The organism is Paucibacter sediminis, assembly GCF_030254645.1.
GTDB lineage: Bacteria > Pseudomonadota > Gammaproteobacteria > Burkholderiales > Burkholderiaceae_C > Paucibacter_B > Paucibacter_B sediminis.
Genome location: NZ_CP116346.1, coordinates 1,449,680 through 1,470,094 on the forward strand (window position 1 = coordinate 1,449,680; position 20,415 = coordinate 1,470,094).

Consider the following 20,415-nt stretch of genomic DNA (forward strand, 5'->3'; position numbering starts at 1 on the left):
GCGCAGTGAGTTGTGCGCCAGGCCGCAAGGCCCGAGCACCGCAGGGAAGCCCGAGCAGCGCGAGGGCCTGCGCAGCCTGGCCGCCGCGGCCACCCGCCCAGGGATTTGCCGCTCGCCACCTCTGCGCATGAACAAGCTCACCCGCTGGCACCGCCTGGCCCTCGCCCTGGCCGTGCCGGCCCTGCTCATCGCCGCGCTGGACCTGTTTGTCTTCCCATTGCCACCCGGGGCAAGGCCTGACCCCAGCGGCGCCGGCCAGTCCACCCTGGTGGTGCTGGCCGAGGATGGCACGCCGCTGCGCGCCTGGGCCAGCGAGGACGGCGCACTGCGCCATGCCATCACGCTGGCCGAGGTGTCGCCGCTCTATCTGCAGACCCTGCAGCATTACGAAGACCGCTGGTTCCGCGTGCACCCGGGCGTGAACCCCTGGGCGCTGGGCCGGGCCGCCTGGCAATGGGCAAGGCATGGCCGCATCGTCTCGGGCGGCTCCACCCTCACCATGCAAGTGGCACGCCTGCTGGACCGCCGCGCCGCCGGCCGCAGCCTCTCAGCCAAGCTGCGCCAGATCCTGCGCGCCCTGCAGCTGGAGCTGCACCTCAGCAAGGACGAGATCCTCACGCTCTACCTCAACCACGCGCCCATGGGCGGCATGGTGGAGGGCGTGGAGATGGCTGCGCGCGGCTACCTGGGCAAGCCGGCGCGCGAGCTCTCGCAGGCCGAGGCGGCCCTGCTCACCGCGCTGCCGCAATCGCCCTCGCAGCTGCGCCCCGACCGCGCCCCGGCGCGCGCCCAGGCCGCGCGCGACAAGGTGCTCACCCGCATGCAGACCCTGGGCGTGTGGGACGCCGCCAGCATGGCCGACGCCAAGCTCGAGCGCGTGTTCGCCCCGCCGCTGCGCGCCCAATGGCTGGCCCCGCTGGCGGCCGAGCGGCTGCGGCAGGAGGCCAGGCAGGGCACGCAGCCACCCGGCTCGGTGATACGCAGCACGCTCGACGCCGGCCTGCAGGCGCGCCTGGAGCAGGTGCTGCTGGACCGCCTCAACACCCTGCCCGAGAAGGTCTCGATCGCCGCCCTGGTGGTGGAGAACCAGACCCTGCAAGTGCGCGGCTACGCCGGCTCGGCCGACTTCTCCGACCTGCGCCGCGCCGCGCATGTGGACATGGTGCGCGGCCTGCGCTCGCCCGGCTCCACGCTCAAGCCCTTTCTGTACGCGATGGCGCTGGACCAGGGCCTGATCCATTCCGAGAGCCTGCTGATCGACGCGCCGCAGAACTTCGGCGGTTATGCGCCCGGCAACTTCCAGGCCGATTTCTCCGGCCCGGTGAGCGTGTCGGAGGCCTTGCAGCGCTCGCTCAATGTGCCGGCGGTGGACCTGCTGGAGCGCCTCGGTCCCGAGCGCTTTGCCGCGCAGCTGCGCCAGGCCGGCCTGCGCCTGCGCCTGCCCGCCAATGCCAGCCCCAACCTGAGCCTGATCCTGGGCGGCGGCAGCACCAATCTGGAGGAACTGGTGGGCGCCTACACCGCGCTGGCGCGCGGCGGCGTGGCCGGTAAACCGCGCCTGCGCGCCGAGCAGCCGCTGGTGGAAACGCGCCTGATGAGCGAAGGCGCCGCCTACATCGTGCGCGAGATCCTGGAGAGCGGCGGCCGCCCCGGCGCGCCCTTCCGCGAGAGCGAGCAGCGCATCGCCTGGAAGACCGGCACCAGCTTTGGTTTCCGCGATGCCTGGGCGGTGGGCGTGACCGACCGCTACACCCTGGGCATCTGGATGGGCCGCCCCGACGGCACGCCCAACCCCGGCCACTTCGGCGCCAACAGTTCAGCCCCGCTGCTGCGCGACCTCGCCGCGGCCCTGGGCCCGCAACAACTGGCCCCGCGCCACGTGCCCGCCAGCGTCAAGCCCGTGCCCATCTGCTGGCCCCTGGGCCTGGCCGAGGCGAGCACCGCGCCCGCCCATTGCCTGCAACGCCGCCTGGCCTGGACCCTCGAAGGCGCCACCCCGCCCACCTTGCCCGACCGCCTGCAACCCGGCAGCCTGATCGAGGTGGCCTGGGTGGATGCGCACCGCCAGCAGCGCTTGCGCCCCGATTGCGCGGCGGCCGCGCAGGCCAGCCCCGAGCGCGTGGAACTGGCCCGCTGGCCCGCCCTGCTGCAACCCTGGATCGAACCCGCCCAGCGCAGCCCTCAAGAGCGCTGGCCCTGGGGGCCCGGCTGCGCGCCGCGCGCCCCACGCGGCGACGCCTTGCGCATCGTCGGCCTCGAGCCGGGCAGCCAGCTGCGCCCCGCGCCGGGTCAGCACCGCATTGCCCTCAAGCTGCAAGCGGTGGGCGCGCAGGAAGGGCTAACCTGGCTGCTGAATGGGCAGCTGGTGGGGCAGAGCGAGAAGGCGGGGGCGCCGTTGCTATTGGAGTTGTCGCGCAGTGGGGAGCAGACGCTGACGGCGATGGATGGGCGGGGGAGGTTTGGGCAGATCAGGTTTTCGGTCGTGAGTTTGTGATCGCTTGAGACTGCTGGCGCCATACATGTACGACAAAGTCGCTTGGCAGTTTCACGTCGGACGGCCAACGTACGCGCCTCAGACTAAGCGGGGCAGCAGCTCACCCTAAAGCAACGGGCGCACACCAGAGCCGATCCAGTCCATCCAGTTCAGCCACTTGTCGTCAGGGCTCAAGGCTTGGCACAGCCCTCGCCAGCCAGGCGGCCGTTGCGAGCGAGCAAAGCCAAGCCTGCCAGACCCAAGAGCATCAAGACGTAGGCGCTGGGTTCGGGAACGGCCGTCACCGCCAGCAGATAGCCTCGATACTGTTCAGTCAACACATTGCGGGCACGACCGACCACGGATCCGCTGTCGTTTATGCCGTTGGCTGTTTCCAGCACCCATCCCGCGCTAGCTAAAGCAGGATCGAGGAAGGTGTTCAAGTCGATAGCTTTCGAATCAACCCACAGGGTCGCCCGCCCGGGCATGTTGATGCCTTCGGAGTCACCGACGACTTGGCCGGCATTGTTGATTGCGTTGCCTCGGCTAAGAGTCATCCCAGCGAGCGGCGGCAAATCAATGGTCGCGGCGCCACTCCAGACGACCCCATGCAAAGTGCCGTCGCCAAGCAGATAGGTAACACCCGTGACCTGCCCCAGATTGTTGATGGCCTTGGCCTGCTCGCTCAGGTCCACGCTAAGGAAGCTGGCAGCACCGCCGTTCCAGACGAATGCTCCGTACGGACTGCCCCCTCCGCTTGCTCCACCTACGATTTGCCCAAGGTCATTAATACCCGTCGCCCAGCTGTTGCCGGCTGGTCCTGAAAAGGACCCAAGATCGGTGATCGTGGCCCCGTTCCAGACAACTGCATGCCGCGGTGCAAACGGCGCAATATAGGAAGAGCCCACGACCTGCCCGGCGTTGTTGATCGCGTAGGCAAGGCTTGAGCTAGCGCCGCCCAAGACGCCGAGATCTGTCGCCTGCGTACCGTTCCAAAGCGTGGCCCGCTGCCCAGTATTGCCAGTGAGGAATGCTGCACCTACGACCTGGCCGGCGTCATTGATGTCGGTCGCCCAACTATCCGTGCCGCCTAGCGTGCCAAGGTCGATCGCAGACGAACCACTCCACCGGGTGGCGCGCCGCTCGACATTGCCAGGGGTATACGCGACGCCGACTATCTGCCCCGCGTTGTTGATGGCTGCAGCAGAACTGAAGCTTCCGCCCAATGTGTCCAGCAACGTTGTGCTGTACGTAGCGGCCGATGCCATGCTGCCCGTCACAACAAGCGTGGCCGTCAGCGCAAGCCGGCCGTATAGATGCATGCTCATTCTTCCCCCTGGCCTCAACACTTGGGTGATCCATATTTCTGGCCGGCATGCTAGCTTGGTGCCACGAGTGACGTGCCTGGGTTCGTCAACATTTCTTTGCTGCTCCCCCGATTTGACGGTGGCAAAAACCCTGAGCTGCCCAGTTATCTAGACGGGCATGCTGGCTTTGCGGAAATCTACAGGAGCAGCAGGAAGGTCGGCCCTCCCCAGGCACCAGGCTACTCCCTGCACCCCACCCTGCTCCTCTGCTCCGCCCGCCCCGCCTTGCACATCTCCAGCCAGAAGCTGCGCACAAAGGCCGGGTGGCGGGCGAACAGGTCCTTGCTGATGGGGGAGTAGTACCAACTCGTCAGCACCGGCGGTGAGAGCTTGCGCAGGCGTGCCGCCACCTCAGCGGGCTGGGTGGCCACCAGCATGTCGGGCAGGATGGCCACGGCGCTGCGGCCCTGCACGAGCTTGTTGAGCACGTTCTGCGTGTCCAGGCCGTTCTCGGCCGTCCAGTTGCGTTCGGCCACCAGCGCCCGCAGTGCCGGCACCGGTGCCACGCCAACGCGCATGTCCTCGGGGCCGCGCAGGGTCTGGCCGTCCCAGCTGATCTGCTGCGAGCTCAGGGCGTCCGCGTAGAGCGAGTAGCTGGAGAGATAGAAACCCAGCTGCGGGTCGACCTGACCGTCCTGTTGCATGGGCAGCGCGCTGATGGCCAGCAGTTCGACGCCCGGGAAGGCCACGCCCCAGATATCGATCTCGTTGCGCAAGAGCAGTTCACGGCCGCGCGTGATGGGAAAACGCTGCAGCTGCAGCCTTGGCGTGCAGCCGCTCCTGCTCACGGCCTGGCGTATCCAGTCGATCAGCTTGCCGGCGGGCGGCGCCGATTTATCCTTGCCCAGCAGCAGCGGCGCCAGCTCGTAGTCCAGCACGCCCACGCGCAGCTCGGCGGGGCAGCGCTGCTGTTGCTGCTGCAGCAGCTGCTGCTCGTCGGCCGCGGCCGCGCCGGCGGCCAGCAGCGGCCACAGGCAAAGCGCTGCAAAAGAGAAAGACGCGCGGGCTTGGTTCATGCGGCCTGGCTAAGACCGGGAAGACGCCAGATGGTGCGCCACCAAGGCGTTGGCGTGGCCATGCCCCAGCTTGTGCTCGGTCTTCAGCAGGTTCACCAGCTCCATGTGCTTGAGGCCGCCGGCGGCGCGCAGCACGCTCAGCCAATGCTCGATCGGCTGCCCGTAGGTCTTCTCGATGGACGGGAAGTAGGAGGCGGGACCTTTGACCTTGGGGGCGGGCGCGTCGGGCATGGGGATGACTCCTAGTCATTCAATGCGATGGCTAGGCATTCTGCGTCGAAGGCAAGGCTTGCGCCAATAGACATGCGTCAGAACCAATAGTCGCCCACACAGCGCCCATCGCGCGGCAGGTCGTCAAACGTGTCCAGCCCATCAAAGTGGTCGATGGGGATGCGGGCCACCGCCTCCGGCTCGCACAGGCGCAGGTTCACCGCCATGCGGCGGCGGCCCTGCTCGTCGAGCCGCAGCCCGCGCCAGAAGGCGATGCAGCCGCATTGCGGGCAGAAGTGGAACTCCAGCGCCTTGCCGCGCACGAAGGGCCGGGTCGCGCCGCTGACATGGATGTCCTCGTTCTCATGGCCATAGGCCCAGAGCACGCCATAGCGGCGGCAGGCGGTGCAGTTGCAGGCGGTGGCGCCCTCGGGCTGGCCGGCCAGGGTCCATGCCACCGCGCCGCAGAGGCAGCTGCCATTCAAGGTCGTCATGATGCGTCCGCTCCGCTCGTCAAGGCTTGCCATCATCCAGCCGGTCGCGCGCCGGCAGCGCATCGCGGAAGGCATCGAAGCTCTTCCACGCCGGCACCGGCGGGCTGTAGCCGGGCCGCGGCGCGTACACCGAGGGCTCGACCCATTGCAGCTTGTGCAGGTAGCGCGGGCAGTTGGGAAAGATGCGCGTGGCCGTGATGCGCACCATCAACACCGCGCCCGGGCATTCCGCGCACAAGGGGTCGTCCATGCAGACCTGCGCGGTGCCGTTGACGCGCAGGCGCTTGGGCGTCTCGAAGTCCACGAACAGCAGGCCGACATGGGGATTCAGCAGCACATTGCCCCAGCTGCGGTACATGCCGTTGCCGTCGTAGTCGGGCACGGCCAGGGTGTGATCGTCGAGGACGCGCACAAAGCCGGGTAGCCCGCCCTTGTAGGAGCAATCGGGGTGGCCCTCGGCGTCGGCGCTGGCGATGAAGAACATCGCGCAGCGCTGGATGAAGGCGCGGTCTTCGTCGGTGAAGGCGCTGCGCAGGGTGACCTGCTCGAGGCGGTCGGCGATGGCGCGGGTGTCGCGCGCCTCCTGCAGCTGCCGCATGCCGGGGTGAAAGAAAGACATCGGATGCTTGGCCGCCGTCGTCATCGTCCTGCCTCACGATCGAAGCGCGCGGGCAAGACCGCCCGCCAGGGCATTCTGTGCCCGGGCGGGCGCCTCGCCAAGCACGGCGCAATTCAGCTGGCGCTGGCCACGCTGGCGTAGGCCTGCAGCGCAGCCGTCACCTCGGGGTTGGGGCTCGTGCTGCTGCTGCCTGCGGCGGCGGCCTCTGCAGGTGCGGGCGCGGGTGCGGGCTCCGGTGCCGGCGGTGGCGGCGCGGCCTCGGTCTCGCCCTTGAACTTGGCAACGCCCTTGGCCTTGCCATGGCTCTCGGCGGCGACCATGGAGGCCAGGGCCGCCTTGAACTCGGCTTCGCTGAGCTGGCCGTCGCCATCGGCATCCATGCGCTCGAAGAGCTGCTGCGCGCGCTCGTTCTGCTTGGCATGGGCGGCCGCGGCGGCGCGCGCGCCGGCCGGCGAGATGCGCACGAAATCCGTGGCCTCGAGATAGCCCTTGGCGTCGCGGTCGAGTCGGCCAAACAGCTGCTCGGCGCTGAGGCGGTTCAGCGGCCGGTTGTTGGCCGTGCTGATGCGGCTCGGGGTGCCGCTCCCTTCGGTGCTGGTACTGACGCTGGTACTGGTGCTGCGGTAGGGCGACAGGGCGCTGCTCGTCATCATGATGCGTACTCCTTCATGTTGCGCTGGGGGCCATGACTGCATTTCGGCCACACCCGGCAGCGACTGAGAGCCGCCACATGAAACAAACGTAATAGCCGGCCGCGCCCGGCCGCCGCTCCGCCCCTCAGCGCACCCGCTTGTAGCGGCTGTAGCCGCCCAGCTCGCGCTCCATGGGGCGCAGCACCAGGGTGGTGCGAGCCGGTACGGTGACGGTGAGAAAGCCGGCGCTCACCGTGCCCAGCGCCGCGGCGCCGGGTTGGCCGAGCGCGTCGACCATCGGGGTGTCGTCCATCAGATGGGCGTTGGCGATCATCACCCGCTCGGTGACGGGCTCGGCCCTGGGGTTGGCCAGCACCACCATGGTGTCGAGCGCGCGATCGGTGTAGCGCTCGAAGGCGAACAGCTGCTCGGCCTCCACCAGGCGGAAGTCGCCGACGCGCAGCGCGCGCTGCTGCTTGCGCAGCGCCACCAGCTGCTTCATCCACAGCAGCTCGGGGTTGTCGGCGCGCAGCAGCTCCCAGCGCATCGGGCTGCGGTTCTCGGGGTCGGGGCCGCCCGTCATGCCCAGCTCGGCGCCGTAGTAGATATTGGGCGCGCCGGGCAGGGTGAACTGCAGGGCCTGCACCATGCGGCGCTGGGCGGCATCGGGGAACTGGTTGGCGATGCGCGGGATGTCGTGGTTGTCGATCACCATCCAGGACTTCAGCATGGGCTCGATGCCGGCATCGCGCACCAGGCGCTCGGTCATGCGCGCGGCCTTGGGGGCGGAAAGCTCGCCGCCGGCCAGGCCCAGCACGATCTGGCGCAGGCCGAAGTTCATCACCGCGTCGATGGACTTGAGCCATTCGCCCGGGTAGTTGACGATCTCGCCCACCACCAGCGAGCCGGGCTTCTGCTGGTGCGCTGCGTCGGTGAGCTCGCGCAGGTAGCGGTGGCCCAGCTCGAAGGCGGTGTCCAGGCGCCAGCCATCGGCGCCGTCGCGCAGATAGCTGCGCACCACCGAGTCGGGTGCGCCATAGAGGTAGTGGCGCACCGCGGGGTTCTCGAGATTGAGCTCTGGCAGGTTCTGGAAGCCCGTCCAGACGCGCGCGCCGCCCTCGTACTGCGGGCCGATCGCAAACCAGTCGCGCCAGCGGCTCTTGGGGTTGTTGAAGGCCTCCTGGAACTTGGGCGCGTTGCGGCCCATGTGGTTGAACACGCCGTCCAGCACCAGCTTCATGCCGCGCTGATGCACCTGCACCGCCAGCTGCCTGAACTCGCGCTGGCTGCCGTACTCGGGCGAGATGGCCTTGAAGTCGAAGGCGTCGTACTTGTGGTTGGTGTAGGCGAGGTGGATGGGGTTGAGGTAGAGCACGTCGGCGCCCAGCTGCTGGATGTAGTCCAGCTTGGTGCTGAGGCTTTGCAGGTCGCCGCCCCAGAAGTCCAGCTCCTGGCTGTTGAGCTTGGCATCGGCGAGGTAGACGCCGGGCCGCGCGGGCTCCGACCAATCGCGCAGGCGCTTGGGCGCGGGGTAGAGCGCGCGCTTGGCCTCCAGATTCGCCGCGGGCACGTAGCGGTCCACCAGCACCTGGTAGACGATGGCGCCGTTGCGCCAGTCGGCCTCGCGCTGCTCGAAGCTGGCGGCCATGCAGGCGGCCGGCAGGGCGAGCAGCAGGGTCAGATAGGCATGCTTCATGGTCGGTGTCTCCGGTGTTTCTTTAGCCGCTGTTGAAGCAAGCGGGATGCTCAGGCCTGCAGCCCCAGCCGCGATTGCAGGGCCAGGCGCTGACGGTTGAAGTTCCAGCCCACCAGCAGCACGCCCGCGGCGCCCAGGGCCAGCAGCCAGCTGGTGCCCAGCGCCTCCACCGCCAGCCCGGCCGCGCCCACGCCGAGCGACTGGCCGAGGAAGAAGCAGGAGGCGAACAGGGCCACCGCGGCGCCGCGGCGCTCGGGCGCCATCTGGGTGGCGCGGGTCTGCAAGGTGTTGTGCATCATGTAGAAGCCCAGGCCCATCACCAGGCAGGCCGGCATGGCCCACCACCAGCTGGGCGCCAGCGCTACGGCCAGCAGGGCGCCGGCCATCAGCAGCGAGCCCCAGCGCACCAGCGCGGTCTCGCCCAGGTGCTGCACCAGCTGGCGCGCGCCCAGCGCAAAGCCCAGGCCGCCCAGCGCGAACAGCATCACCAGCGCGCCCACGAAGGAGAGCGCGAGCGCAAAGCGCTGGTGCAGGTGCGAGGCCACGAAGGCGAAGGCGCCATAGAGGGCCGCGCCCTCGCAGAACACCGCCAGCAGCACCAGGCGCGACCAGGGGCCCGCCAGCACGGCGCGGAACTCGCGCAACAAGCCGGCCAGCACATGGCCGCGCTGCGGCTGGGTGGCCAGGGCGCTGGCGGGCAGGCCGCGTCGCACCCATTGCAGCACCAGGGCCACCAGCACGAACAGGCCCGCCACGGCGAAGAAGGGGGTGCGCCAGTCCAGGTGGTCGGCGGTGTAGCCGCCGGCCCAGACGCCCAGCGCAAAGCCGACGATCTGGCCAATCAGGAAGCGCGCCAGCACGGCCTGGCGGCGCTCGTAGGGCACCACATCGCCGATCCAGGCCATCGCCAGCGGGATCACCGCCGCCGCGGTGGCGCCGGCCAGCAGGCGCCCCAGCAAGAGGCTGGCATGGCCCTGGGCCAGCGCACAGGCCAGCGAGGTGAGGGCCGAGGCCACGCAGGCCCAGCCGACCACACGGTACTTGCCGTAGCGATCGCCCAGCGGCCCGAACAGCAGCTGCGCCAGGCCATAGGCCACCGCGAACACGGTGATGACCTGCGAGGCCTGGCCCAGCGTGATGGCGAACTCCTGCGCCAGCCGCGGCAGCAGCGCGTCGGTGAGGCGCAGCGAGATGCCGCTGGCCATGGCGGCAAGGGCCAGGCCGACGATGGCCAGGGCGGGCACCGGGGGCGAGGCGGCGGGGCGGGAGGAGCCGGTGGAATGGGCCTGGGGCTGCGCGGGCATGGCCCATTGTCACCAGACCGGCCGGCCCGGGCTGGCGCAGGGCTTTGCCGCGCGCGGCCCTGCCCGCCTCAGGGGCCCGCGTGCCGCAGCGTCTGCACCAGCATGCGCTGCAGGCTGTCCACCGCCTTGGAGCCCTTGGAGGCCTGGCTGCGGTAGACCGCCACCTGCATCGGCTCCAGTGGGCCCAGGCCATGGGCCAGGCCCAGCACCTGCAGATGCGCGGGCGCGCTGCACTGGGTCAGCGCCGCGATCGCCAGGCCGCTCTCCACCGCGGCGATCTGGCCGGCCAGGCTGGAGCTGTTGTAGACCACCTTGTAGGGTCGGCCCTGCAGAGCCAGCGCATGGATGGCGCTGCGCCGGCCCAGGCTGGCTTCCTCGTAGACGGCGATGGGCAGTGGGTTGCGGCTCCAGACCTCGAACTGCGGCGCGCCCACCCAGACCATGGGCTCGTGGAAGAGCAGGGTGCCGCGACGGGCGTGATCGCGCGAGACCAGGGCCAGGTCCAGCTCGCCACTGGCCACGCGCGGGATCAGCGAGGTCGATTGCTCGCAGTCCAGCTGGATCTCCACCCCACCATGGCGCGGCGCAAAGCGCTTCAACACCGGGGTCAGGTAGCGGCTGGCGTAGTCGTCAGGCACGCCCAGGCGCACCACGCCGGCAATCGCCTCGTCGCGCAGGGCGGCCTGGGCCTCGGCCTGCAGGTCCAGCATGCGGCGCGCATAGCCCAGCAAGGTCTGACCCTCGTGGGTCAACTCCAGCTGCCGCGGGCCGCGCTGCAGCAGCCGGCAGCCCAGCGCCGACTCCAGCTTCTTGAGCTGCATGCTCACCGCCGATTGCGAGCGGCTCACCTCCAGCGCCGCGCTCGAGAGCGAGCCGGCATCGACGGTGGCGACAAAGCATTTCAGCCAGTCGATCTGCAGATCGCGCATGGATTCGATAAACGCATGGATTGGCGTCGAATTATGCGCTTTGCGCGGCGCCAGCGCGCCGGCACAGTGCGCGGCATGAAACGCAGCAGTAGCACCCCGGCCACGCCCGGCCCCATCGATGCACGCGCCCTGGGCGTGATGACCCTGCTGTGCCTCACCTGGAGCCTGCAGCAGATCTCGCTGAAGGCGGTGGCCGACCAGGCCAGCCCGATGCTGATGGTGGCGCTGCGCTCGCTGGTGGCCCTGCTGCTGCTGGCGGCGCTGATGGCCTGGCGCGGCGAGGCGCCACAGCGTGCGCGCTGGCGGGCGGGCCTGCTGGCCGGCGCGCTGTTCGGGCTTGAATACCTGCTGGTGGCCCAGGCCCTGAAGCTGACGCAGGCCTCGCATGTGGTGATCTACCTCTACACCGCGCCGCTGTTCGCCGCACTGGGGCTGCACTGGCGCCTGCCGGCGGAGCGGCTCGCGGCGCTGCAATGGATGGGCATCCTGCTGGCCTTCGCCGGCATCGCCCTGGCCTTTCTGGGCGGCCGGCATGGCGGCGCGGCGGCGGGCGGCATGGCGCCGCTGGGCGATCTGCTGGCGCTGCTGGGCGGTGCGGCCTGGGGCGCCACCACGGTGACGATACGCTGCTCGGCCCTGGCCGCCGCGCCCGCCACCGAGACCCTGCTCTACCAACTGCTGGGCGCCTTTGCCCTGCTGCTGCCCGGCGCCTGGCTGAGCGGGCAATGGCAGTTCCAGCCCTCGGCCCTGGTATGGGCGCATTTCGGCTTCCAGAGCCTGGTGGTCTCGTTCGCCAGCTTCCTCACCTGGTGCTGGCTGTTGCGCCGCTACCTGGCCTCGCAGCTGGGCGTGTTCGCCTTCCTGACGCCGCTGTTCGGCGTGCTGCTGGGCGTCTGGCTGCTAGGCGAGGCCCTGGACCCCGGCTTCATCGCCGGCAGCGGCCTGGTGCTGGCCGGCATCGCGCTGGTGAGCGGCCACGCCGGCCTGGCACGCCGGCTGGCGGGGCTGCGCGAGCGCAAGGGTCGGGCACTGCCGGCCTAGGGCCTGTTAACACTACGTCGATGGGCCGCGAAGGCTCGCCTCAGCGGGCCAAGCTAGGCGCAGCGCGCCGCCCGCACTCACGTGCGGGCCAGCGTTGCAACGACGCGTGGCCCGCTGAGACGAGTCTTCCCGCAGGGTTGTGGCCAGAAAGACCGCAGGCCGCGTTGCAAATCCTCGCCGGGTGTCCAACCCGGCTGCGGTTTGCGCCTTGCCTGCGGCCTTTCTGGCCGACAACGCGACCCATTGGCGTAGTGTTAACAGGCCCTAAACCGGCAGCAGGTAGACGTCCGCCGCCGCGCGCTCCGCGGCGCTATGGCCTTGCAGGGCCTTGTCCCATGCCGGATCGCCGGCGTCGTGGCTCGCCGCCAGGCCCTGGATCATGTGGCCGGTCTCTTCGGTGCTGGCGTCGAACTCGGCCACCAGTTCGCGGTCGTCAAGAAACAGCCGCGCCACCATATAACCGCCCGACTCGATCACCACCAGATAGCGCGCGGGCTTGCGCTGGTGGGTGTTGCTGTGCGGGCGGGGTGCCTCGCTGCCGAAGTTCTGGCTCATGGTGGGGCCATCTTGCCATCCGCCCTAGTCGCTGTCCATCAAGAGCGCCGAGAGCGCCGCCGCGTCCAGCACGGTGGCCTCCTCCTGCCCCGCCAGAATGCCCTCGGCCAGGCCGCGCTTGTCGCGGTGCAGCTCGATGATGCGCTCCTCCACCGAGCCGGCGGTGACCAGGCGGTAGACGGTGACCGGGTGCTGCTGGCCCATGCGGTGGGCGCGGCCCATCGCCTGGTCTTCGGCGGCGGGGTTCCACCAAGGGTCGACGATCAGCACATAGTCGGCCATGGTGAGGTTGAGGCCGAAGCCGCCGGCCTTGAGGCTGATGAGGAAGACCTCGCCCTCGCCGCGCTGGAAGGCCGCCACGCGCTGGGCGCGCGCCGCCGCGGGCGTGCTGCCGTCGAGGTACTGGTAGCGCACGCCCATCGCGTCGAGGCGCTCGGCCAGCAGCTTCAGGTAATCGGTGAACTGGCTGAACACCAGCGCCTTGTGAGCGCCGTCCACCAGCTCGCGCACCAACAGCTCGAACTCGCCCAGCTTGGCGCCCACCAGGCCCAGCTCGGGCGCCACCAGGCGCGGATCGCAGGCGGCGCGGCGCAGGCGCATCAGCTCGGCCAGCACCTGGATGGCGGGGCCGCCGCCCTGCTGGCCTTGAGCGGCCGCGGCCACGCTGGCCTGGGCATCGCGACGCAGCGCTTCGAGAAAGCTGCGCTCCTCGCCGCCGGGCTGCACCAGGTGGACGATCTCGGTGCGCGGGGGCAGGTCTTGCAGCACCTGGGCCTTGGTACGGCGCAGCAGGAAGGGCGAGACCAGGCGGCGCAGGCGCTGGCGCGCGGCCGCGTCCGGCTGCTCCTTGCGCTCGATCGGGTTGGCAAAGCGCTCGGCGAACTGCGCGGCCGTGCCCAGCAGGCCCGGGTTGATGAGCTGCATGATGGACCAGAGATCGGCCAGGCGGTTCTCCACCGGCGTGCCCGAGAGCGCGAGCCGGAAGCCGGCCTTGAACTCGGCCACCGACTTGGCGCGTTTGGTGGCGGCGTTCTTGAGCGCCTGGGCCTCGTCCAGCACCAGGCTGGCCCAGTCCTTGGCGGCGAACAGCTCGGCGTCGTTCTGCGCCAGCGCGTAGGAGGCGATCAGCACATCGCCGGGGCCGGCCGCGGCGATCTGGGCGGCGCGTTCGCCCGCACTGCCGTAGAGCGCCAGGTTCAGGCCCGGCGCGAACAGCTCGCCCTCGGCCAGCCAGTTCGCACATACCGAGGTGGGCGCCAGCACGAGGGCCGGGCCCTGGGCGGCGCGCGCGATCAGCAGCGCCAGGGTCTGCACCGTCTTGCCCAGGCCCATGTCGTCGGCCAGGCAGGCGCCCAGGCCGGCCGCCGCCAGGCGCGCCATCCAGGCATAACCCTCCTCTTGATAGCCCCGCAGCTCGGCGCGCAGGCCCGCTGGCACAGCGGGCTGCAGCGCAGCGGCGGCGGCCAGCGCGTCCATGCGGGCGCGCCAGGGGGCGTCGCCGGCCAGCTGCATCTCGCCCAGGGTTTCATCCAGCCAGCTGGCGCTGGCGGGGGGCAGCTGCAGCTGGTCCTTCCTGGCCACGGCCAGCGCGTCGAGGTCGCGCAGCTGCTGGCGCAGCTGCTCGCTCAATGCCAGGTATTCGCCCTCGGCCAGGCGCACATAGCGGCTGCGCGAGGCGCGCGCCAGCTGCATCAGCTCCTGCAGGCCCAGCACGCGCTGCTCGTCCAGCTGGGCCTCGCCCTGCAGGGCCAGCCAGTTGCGCGCGCTGCTGACCTGCACGCGCACGCCGCTGCTGGCCAGCGCGGTGACGCGCAGCGGTTTGCCCTTGGGCCAGTCGAGCGCGGCGATGCCGGGCAGGCCCGGCAGCAGCTCCACCGCGCGCAGCGCCTCCTCGGGCTCGGTGAGCAGCCAGGGCAGGTCGGGCGGCAGCTCGGGGTCCAGGAAGGGCATGGCCTCCAGCACCGCGCGGCGATGTTCCACCTCGGCGGCGAGGTCGCGCTCGGTCGCCAGGCTCAGGCCCTCGTGCATGCACAGCAGGCGCGCGCGGCCCGCGCCGGGCGTGACGGCGGGGCCGAAGCCGCCGAAGGGCTGGGCCACCAGCTGCAGCTGCAGGCCCTCGCCGAGCGGGCTCAGGCGCGCGCGCAGGCGGCTGTCGCCCGCCACCGCGCGGCCGGCGGCGGCATCGCTGTGCAGCTGGAAATGGCCGCTCAGCACCTGCAGGGCCGCGCCCAGCTCGGCCTGCGCGCTGGCGGGCACGGTCCAGCCCTGGTTCACCAACTCGGCCACGCGGCGCTGGGTGGGGCTGATGCGCAGCAGGCGCGCATGGGCCGGCCCGTCGCGCAGCACGCGCAGGCTGTTGCGCTTGTCCACCTCTGCCTCGTGCCGGCTGCCATACCAGGCGCTCAGCTTGGGCGGCTCGCTGCTGAGCAGCGGCGGGTGGATGTGGAAGGCGTAGCTGGCATCCGCGCCCTGGCGCACCTCCAGCTCGGGCAGGGCCTCCACCAGCTCCACCCATTGGCCGGGGGCATCGGCAAACATCAGCGCCGGATGCCCGACCAGGGCGATGGCGGCCTGGCTGACGTCGAGCTCGTAGCTGTTGGCGGCGCTGTAGATGCTGCGTTCGATATGGCGCAGCACGGCGTTGTCGCGCGCGCTGCTGCTCTGGCCCTGCTTCTTGAGCTTGGAGAGCGTCACCGGCTTGAGCTTGAGTGCCCCACGCGCGCTGCGGCTGCGCTCGAAGGGCAGGATGTCCTGCACGCGGCCCTGGGCGTCGAGCTCGAGTTGCCAGGCCAGCTCGCTGATGCCGGTCTGCGCCGCCTGCTCCTCGGCCAGCTGGGTGATGGCGGCGAGCGCATCGCGCCAGGCCTCGTGCGGCCCGCCCAGCCAGTTGAGGGGTGTTGGCTGGACGCTCAATTTGTGCGTCAGCTCGCCGAGCTCCAGCCGCTCCAGCGCCTGCGCCAGCAGGCAGGCCTGCCAATGCTGCTCGGCCGCCTGCAGGCGCTGCAGCAGGGCCGTGGCGGCGGCCAGCGTCCAGCCCGGCGCGGGCTTGCCCAGCCAGGCGGCCAGCAGCAGGCGGTCGCAGGCCTGGTCGAGCGCGTGGGCACGCTGCTCCAGCCCGGGGATGTAGGCCAGGGCCTGCTCGTCCAGGCCCTCCTCGCCCAGGCGCACGCCGATCGCATGGGCCCATAAGCCCCACCATTCATGCGCCGAGGGCTTGCGCGAGCCCGATTCGGCGATGCAGAACTTGCGCGCCTGCGCCCAGGCGAGCGGGTCGCTCTGCGCCAGCAGGCTCACCAGGTAGAGCCGCGCCAGCTCGCGCTCCAGCAGGCCGCGGCGCTGGCCGCTGGCCTGGCGCCGCACCTTCAGGGCCTGCTCGAACAGGGCCGCGGCCTCGGCCCAGGCGCCCTGCGCCAGGCGCTCGGCGGCCTGCACCAGCGCCAGCCCCGGCTCGCCCTGCAGCAGGGCGCGCGCACCGTCCAGATCCAGCGCCTGCAGGCGGGCCTCGGCGAGCTGCGCGCGCGCCTCGGGGCCCAGCGCTTGCGGCGCAGTGGCCAGGCGCTGCTGCAGCCATTGGCGGATCTGGCCGCGGCGCGCGTCGTCGGCGCTCAGGGTCTTGAGCGCCTGGCGCAGCAGGGTCTCGCTCAGCTCGGCCGGCAGGGCCGCCACCGCGGCCGGCATCCAGGGCTCGGTGAGCGCCGCGGTCTGGACCTCCGCATGGCTCAGCTCGAGCAGCGGGCCGCGCAGCTGGGCCTGGTAGGTGGCCAGGTCCACGCCCGAGTGCAGGAACAGGCGCAGCATGCGCACCGCCTCGTCGGCCGAGCGCAGGCCTATCCACTGCATGGGATGGCGCGCATGGGCCTGGCCATCGCTGTAGACGTAGAGCAGGCGCTGCCAATACTGGCGCGCCGCGGGCAGCAGCAGCAGCGCCTGCAGGCGCTCGGCCTGCGCGCCCGGCGGCACGCCGTAGACCCGGCCGCTGAGCGGCTGGATGCGGCCCTGTTGCTGCAGCTGGCGCAACGCCAGCTGCACGCGCGCCTGGCTGAAGCGCTCGGCGCTGGCGATCTCGCCCTGGGCCTGCAACCACAGCGCCAGCCCGGCCGCACCGCGGCTGCCGCCCATCAGCAGCAGGGCATCGAGGACGGCTTGCAGTTCGGGTTCGGTGGCGGCGGTGCTGGGGTCGGGGTACGGGGACATGCCGGCAGTATGCCGCCCGGTCGCTCAGGGTCTCAGCAGCTCGGCCTCGCTGCGCTTGAAGGCCGCCGACTCGCGCACCTGCGCCAGCTCGGCCCACAGGCGCTTGGCCTGCGCCTCGTTGCCGCCGTAATAGCTGTGCGAGTAGACCAGGAAGTAGGACTTCTCGACCAGGGGCGGGTCCAGCCGCTGCACGCGCTGGGCCCAGCGGGCATCGCGCTTGAGCGCCTCGTCGCCCTCGCCGGTGGGCAGGGCCAGGGCCTGCACGCGGCGCTTCACGAGCTTCTCCAGATTGGCCTCCACGCTGCGCGTGCCTTCATCGACCTTGAGCCCCATGGCCTGCAGCTGCTCGACGATGGAGTAGCCCGAGGGCGCGCCCACCACCAGCTCGCCCTTGGCCGCCAGATGGCGCCCGTCCCAAACCGGCCCCTCCTGCGCCAGCGCGTAGAGGCTGTAGCTCTCGCGGCGCATGCGCAGGCCCTCATCGGGCGCCATGTCGCGCCAGGGAAAGATGGCGAACTGCATGCGGTCGCTGCGGTAGCTCATGCCCAGGGCCGCGTCCTGGCCGCCGCGCTGCAGCTCGGTCTGGCAACGCCGCCAGGGCATCAGGCTCAGCTCCAGCGCCAGGCCCATGCGCGCGGCCGCCTGCTCGATCAGCACGAAGTCCAGGCCCGCCGGCAGCGCGCCGGCGCGGCGCGGCTCGGCCAGGCGCCAGGGGTAGAGCGGTGCCTCGTCGGCACACAGGCGCAAGGGGCGCGCGGCCTCCTGCGCCCGCACACCGCAGCCGCAAGCGAGCAACACCGAGAGCAGAACCCAACGTCGTAAAAGCGGCATGAGCGAGGACATGCGAGCCGTGGCCTGACTTGATGGATGACAGGCTCTTGCTCGCATTCTGCGCGCAAAACCAGGGCGATGGCGCGGCAGGCTCAGGCTATGCTCTGCAGGAACAAAAAGCCAATGACAGGGAGCTTGCATTGAAGGCTGATGAAGTGTTGATCAGCGAACCGACGCGCCTATTTGGCAAGCGCGAGATCGAGTCCACCGTATCGGCGCGCTGGATCATGGCGCTGGCCCTGCTGCTGCTGGCGGCCGGCTGGTTGCCGGTGACCGGCAACGAGTTGCTGGCCTCGCGCATCTTCCCGACCTGGCTGCACACGGTGTGCGAGCTGGCCGCCGTGCTGGTAAGCCTGCTGGTGTTCGCCTCGGTATGGACCGCCAGCTTCCACGACCGCCAGCACCACACCGTGCTGCTGGGCGCCGGCTTCATGGGCGTGGGTCTGCTCGACCTGGCCCACCTGCTCTCCTACAAGGGCATGCCGGACTTCATCACGCCCGCAGAGCCGCAGAAGGCGATCGTGTTCTGGCTCTGCGCGCGCTATCTGGCCAGCCTGGTGCTGCTGACGCTGGCGCTGCAGCCGCATGCGCGCACCACCAGCCGCGCCGACCGCGCCCTCATGCTGGCCCTGAGCCTGGGCTTCGTGCTGGCCTGCCTGGGCCTGGCGCTGTGGGCACCCGAGCTGTGGCCGCGCTTCTTCATCGAGGGTCAGGGCTTGACCAAGCTCAAGATCGTCGCGGAATACGGCCTGATCCTGCTGCTCGTGCCCACCGCCTTGCTGCTGCTGCGCCGCGGCGCACGCGCGCGCTTCAACAGCGCCGACCTGGCCAGCGCGGCCATCATCAGCATCCTCAGCGAGCTCTGCTTCACGCTCTACGCCAACGTCAACGACCTCTACAGCCTGCTGGGCCACCTCTACAAGATCGCGGCCTATTACTTCATCTTCCGCGCGGTGTTCGTGGTCTCGGTGCGCGAGCCCTACCGGCGCCTCAGCGAGGAGATCGACGAGCACCGCCGCACCGAGCAGCGCCTGGAATACCTGGCCCACCACGACCCGCTCACCGGCCTGCCCAACCGCGTGCTGCTGCACGACCGCATCGAGCAGGCGATGGCGCAGGCGCGCCGCGATGGCGGCAAGTTCGCCGTCGTGCTGATGGACCTGGACCAGTTCAAGAACGTCAACGACTCGCTGGGCCATGGTGCCGGCGATGCGCTGCTGCTCGCGGTGGCGCAGCGCCTGCGCGCCAGCCTGCGCGAGACCGACACCATCTGCCGCCTCGGTGGCGACGAGTTCCTGCTGCTCTTCCACGACCTGCGGGAGCGCGAGGCGGTGCTGCCCATCCTGGCCTCGCTGCAGGCGCAACTGAGCACGCCGGTGGCGGTGGAGGGCAACGAGATGCGCGTCTCGGCCTCCTTCGGCGTGACCTTCTATCCGGACGACGGGCGCGACCTGGAGACCCTGCAGCGCCAGGCGGACACCGCCATGTACCGCGCCAAGGACAGCGGCCGCAACACCTTCCAGTTCTTCGACCCCAGCATGCATGCCCAGGGCATGGAGCGCATGCAGCTGCAGCATGGCCTGGCCAAGGCGCTGGAGCAGGGCGAGTTCGAGCTGCATTACCAGACGCAGGTGGAGCTGGCGACGGGCCGGCGCGTTGGTGCCGAGGCCTTGCTGCGCTGGCGCCGCGCCGATGGCAAGCTGATGCCACCGGCCGAGTTCATCCCGGTGGCCGAACAGACCGGCCTGATCGTGCCGATCGGCGCCTGGGTGCTGCACGAGGCCTGCCGCCAGGCGGCGCTGTGGCAGAACGAGCGCCAGGGCCGGCCGCGCATCGCCGTCAATCTCTCGGCCCTGCAGTTCCGCCAGGGCGACATCGAGGCCACCGTGCAGTCCGCGCTGCAGGCCAGCGGCCTGCCCCCCAGCCAGCTGGAGCTGGAGCTGACCGAGTCCATCCTGATCGGCGACCCGGCCAGCGTGCTGGCCACGGTGACGCGGCTCAAGGCCATGGGGGTGAAGCTGGCGATCGACGATTTCGGCACCGGCTATTCCAGCCTCGCCTACCTGAGCCGCTTCCCGATCGACAAGCTCAAGATTGACCGCAGCTTCCTGCACCAGCTGGACGATGCCAGCCAGGGCGCGGTGATCGTCGAGGCCATCATCGGGCTGGCACGCAGCCTGGGCCTGCGCACCATCGCCGAGGGCGTGGAGACCGAAGCGGTGGCGGCGCGGCTGCTGCAGCTGGGTTGCCAGGAGGCCCAGGGCTACTACTTTGCACGGCCCGTGCCGGCCAGTGAATTGTTCAGTTAGAAGGCAAACTGCAGCTGGGCGGAGAACATGTCGCCGCGCCGGCCATAGGTGGAGCCCCAGAGATAGGCGAACTGCCAGTTCACCGCCTGACGCTCCCCGACCGGCAGCGCCCAGTGCAGCACCGGCCCGACCCGGTGCGACTGTTTGGCGCGGGCGTCCCAGGCGCGCCAGTTGCCCAGCTCGCTGAAGCCCTGCACGCCCAGGCGCAGGCCCGGGGCCAGGCGGCGCTGCAGCTGCCATTGCAGCTTGAGCTGGGTGCCGCCGTCGGCGGCTTTGCCATAGCCATGCTCGAACAGGGCGTTGAGGTTGATCTGCCACAGCCCCCATTCGCTCTGCCACACCGGCCCCCACTCGAGCGCCGGCCCGGACTCGTAGCCATGCAGCTGGCTGAGCTGGGCATGCAGGGCCAGATCGAAGGGGTATTGCCCCTGGGTGAGCATGAACTGGTTCTGCCAGCTCACGCTGCTGAGCTTGAAGCTGCTGGCCTCGGTGCCGATGTAGCTGGCCAGCAGGCGGGTGGTCCAGCGCGACCCGAAGCCATGGGCCAGGCCCAGCTCGGGCCAGAGCGTGGCCGCGCGGCCGCCGCTGGGCTTGACGGTCCAGTAGCGCAGCTCGAGCAGGGTCTGGCCCTCGTTATCGTAGGGCGTGAGCAGGTAGTAGCCGGGATCGGCCAGCGCCGACCCCATCCACAGGGCGATCCCGCATCCCAATGCGACTTTACGCAGCACCGCGCACCTCTCTGCTC

At 70.4% G+C, this 20,415-nt stretch carries 16 protein-coding genes; 3 read left to right on the plus strand and 13 right to left on the minus strand.

What is annotated here, in order from left to right; genetic code table 11:
* The first annotated feature begins 127 nt into the window (after positions 1 to 127).
* Positions 128 to 2,494 carry a penicillin-binding protein 1C gene (gene pbpC, locus PFX98_RS06530; RefSeq protein ID WP_425334673.1) on the plus strand — a complete coding sequence of 789 codons (2,367 nt, stop codon included), beginning with the start codon at positions 128 to 130 and terminating at the stop codon, positions 2,492 to 2,494.
* A gap of 170 nt (positions 2,495 to 2,664) precedes the next feature.
* Here pbpC and PFX98_RS06535 read toward each other — a convergent pair whose 3' ends face one another.
* The 9 genes from PFX98_RS06535 to PFX98_RS06575 all read right to left on the minus strand — a co-directional run bounded on the left by PFX98_RS06535 (position 2,665) and on the right by PFX98_RS06575 (position 10,740).
* A complete protein-coding gene (locus tag PFX98_RS06535) occupies positions 2,665 to 3,795 on the minus strand; it encodes a PEP-CTERM sorting domain-containing protein (protein ID WP_285234372.1) in 1,131 nt (376 codons plus the stop codon).
* A 224-nt stretch (positions 3,796 to 4,019) separates the two neighbouring features.
* Complete coding sequence (locus tag PFX98_RS06540; RefSeq protein ID WP_285234373.1) at positions 4,020 to 4,856, minus strand: hypothetical protein; 837 nt, start codon at positions 4,854 to 4,856, stop codon at positions 4,020 to 4,022.
* A gap of 9 nt (positions 4,857 to 4,865) precedes the next feature.
* Positions 4,866 to 5,087 carry a DUF4287 domain-containing protein gene (locus PFX98_RS06545; RefSeq protein ID WP_285234374.1) on the minus strand — a complete coding sequence of 74 codons (222 nt, stop codon included), beginning with the start codon at positions 5,085 to 5,087 and terminating at the stop codon, positions 4,866 to 4,868.
* Between the two features lie 77 nt (positions 5,088 to 5,164).
* On the minus strand, positions 5,165 to 5,560 hold the full coding sequence (locus PFX98_RS06550) for a GFA family protein (RefSeq protein WP_285234375.1): 396 nt from the start codon (positions 5,558 to 5,560) through the stop codon (positions 5,165 to 5,167).
* Between the two features lie 19 nt (positions 5,561 to 5,579).
* A complete protein-coding gene (locus PFX98_RS06555) occupies positions 5,580 to 6,179 on the minus strand; it encodes a pyridoxamine 5'-phosphate oxidase family protein (RefSeq protein ID WP_285234376.1) in 600 nt (199 codons plus the stop codon).
* Between the two features lie 113 nt (positions 6,180 to 6,292).
* On the minus strand, positions 6,293 to 6,832 hold the full coding sequence (locus tag PFX98_RS06560; RefSeq protein WP_285234377.1) for an EF-hand domain-containing protein: 540 nt from the start codon (positions 6,830 to 6,832) through the stop codon (positions 6,293 to 6,295).
* A gap of 124 nt (positions 6,833 to 6,956) precedes the next feature.
* Positions 6,957 to 8,507 carry a glycoside hydrolase family 13 protein gene (locus PFX98_RS06565; RefSeq protein ID WP_285234378.1) on the minus strand — a complete coding sequence of 517 codons (1,551 nt, stop codon included), beginning with the start codon at positions 8,505 to 8,507 and terminating at the stop codon, positions 6,957 to 6,959.
* A 50-nt stretch (positions 8,508 to 8,557) separates the two neighbouring features.
* A complete protein-coding gene (locus PFX98_RS06570; protein WP_285234379.1) occupies positions 8,558 to 9,811 on the minus strand; it encodes an MFS transporter in 1,254 nt (417 codons plus the stop codon).
* Between the two features lie 68 nt (positions 9,812 to 9,879).
* Positions 9,880 to 10,740, minus strand: coding sequence for a LysR family transcriptional regulator (locus tag PFX98_RS06575; protein WP_285234380.1), 861 nt, complete (start codon positions 10,738 to 10,740; stop codon positions 9,880 to 9,882).
* A gap of 75 nt (positions 10,741 to 10,815) precedes the next feature.
* Here PFX98_RS06575 and PFX98_RS06580 point away from each other — a divergent pair, with 75 nt between their 5' ends.
* The gene (locus PFX98_RS06580; RefSeq protein WP_285234381.1) at positions 10,816 to 11,781 is read left to right on the plus strand and encodes a DMT family transporter; all 966 of its coding nucleotides are present in this window, start codon (positions 10,816 to 10,818) and stop codon (positions 11,779 to 11,781) included.
* A 264-nt stretch (positions 11,782 to 12,045) separates the two neighbouring features.
* On the opposite strand, the gene PFX98_RS06585 is transcribed toward PFX98_RS06580, so the two are convergent.
* From PFX98_RS06585 to PFX98_RS06595, 3 genes are read right to left on the minus strand one after another with little or no spacing between them, the layout of a single operon-like run.
* Positions 12,046 to 12,336, minus strand: coding sequence for a hypothetical protein (locus PFX98_RS06585; RefSeq protein ID WP_285234382.1), 291 nt, complete (start codon positions 12,334 to 12,336; stop codon positions 12,046 to 12,048).
* Positions 12,337 to 12,360: 24 nt separating this feature from the next.
* A complete protein-coding gene (locus PFX98_RS06590; RefSeq protein WP_285234383.1) occupies positions 12,361 to 16,530 on the minus strand; it encodes a DEAD/DEAH box helicase in 4,170 nt (1,389 codons plus the stop codon).
* A 24-nt stretch (positions 16,531 to 16,554) separates the two neighbouring features.
* Complete coding sequence (locus PFX98_RS06595) at positions 16,555 to 17,373, minus strand: substrate-binding periplasmic protein (RefSeq protein WP_285234384.1); 819 nt, start codon at positions 17,371 to 17,373, stop codon at positions 16,555 to 16,557.
* Positions 17,374 to 17,516: 143 nt separating this feature from the next.
* On the opposite strand from PFX98_RS06595, the gene PFX98_RS06600 reads away from it, so the two are divergent.
* The gene (locus PFX98_RS06600) at positions 17,517 to 19,670 is read left to right on the plus strand and encodes a putative bifunctional diguanylate cyclase/phosphodiesterase (protein WP_285234385.1); all 2,154 of its coding nucleotides are present in this window, start codon (positions 17,517 to 17,519) and stop codon (positions 19,668 to 19,670) included.
* Here PFX98_RS06600 and PFX98_RS06605 read toward each other — a convergent pair.
* A complete protein-coding gene (locus tag PFX98_RS06605) occupies positions 19,667 to 20,398 on the minus strand; it encodes a hypothetical protein (RefSeq protein WP_285234386.1) in 732 nt (243 codons plus the stop codon). The genes PFX98_RS06600 and PFX98_RS06605 overlap by 4 nt on opposite strands.
* Between the last annotated feature and the right edge of the window lie 17 nt (positions 20,399 to 20,415).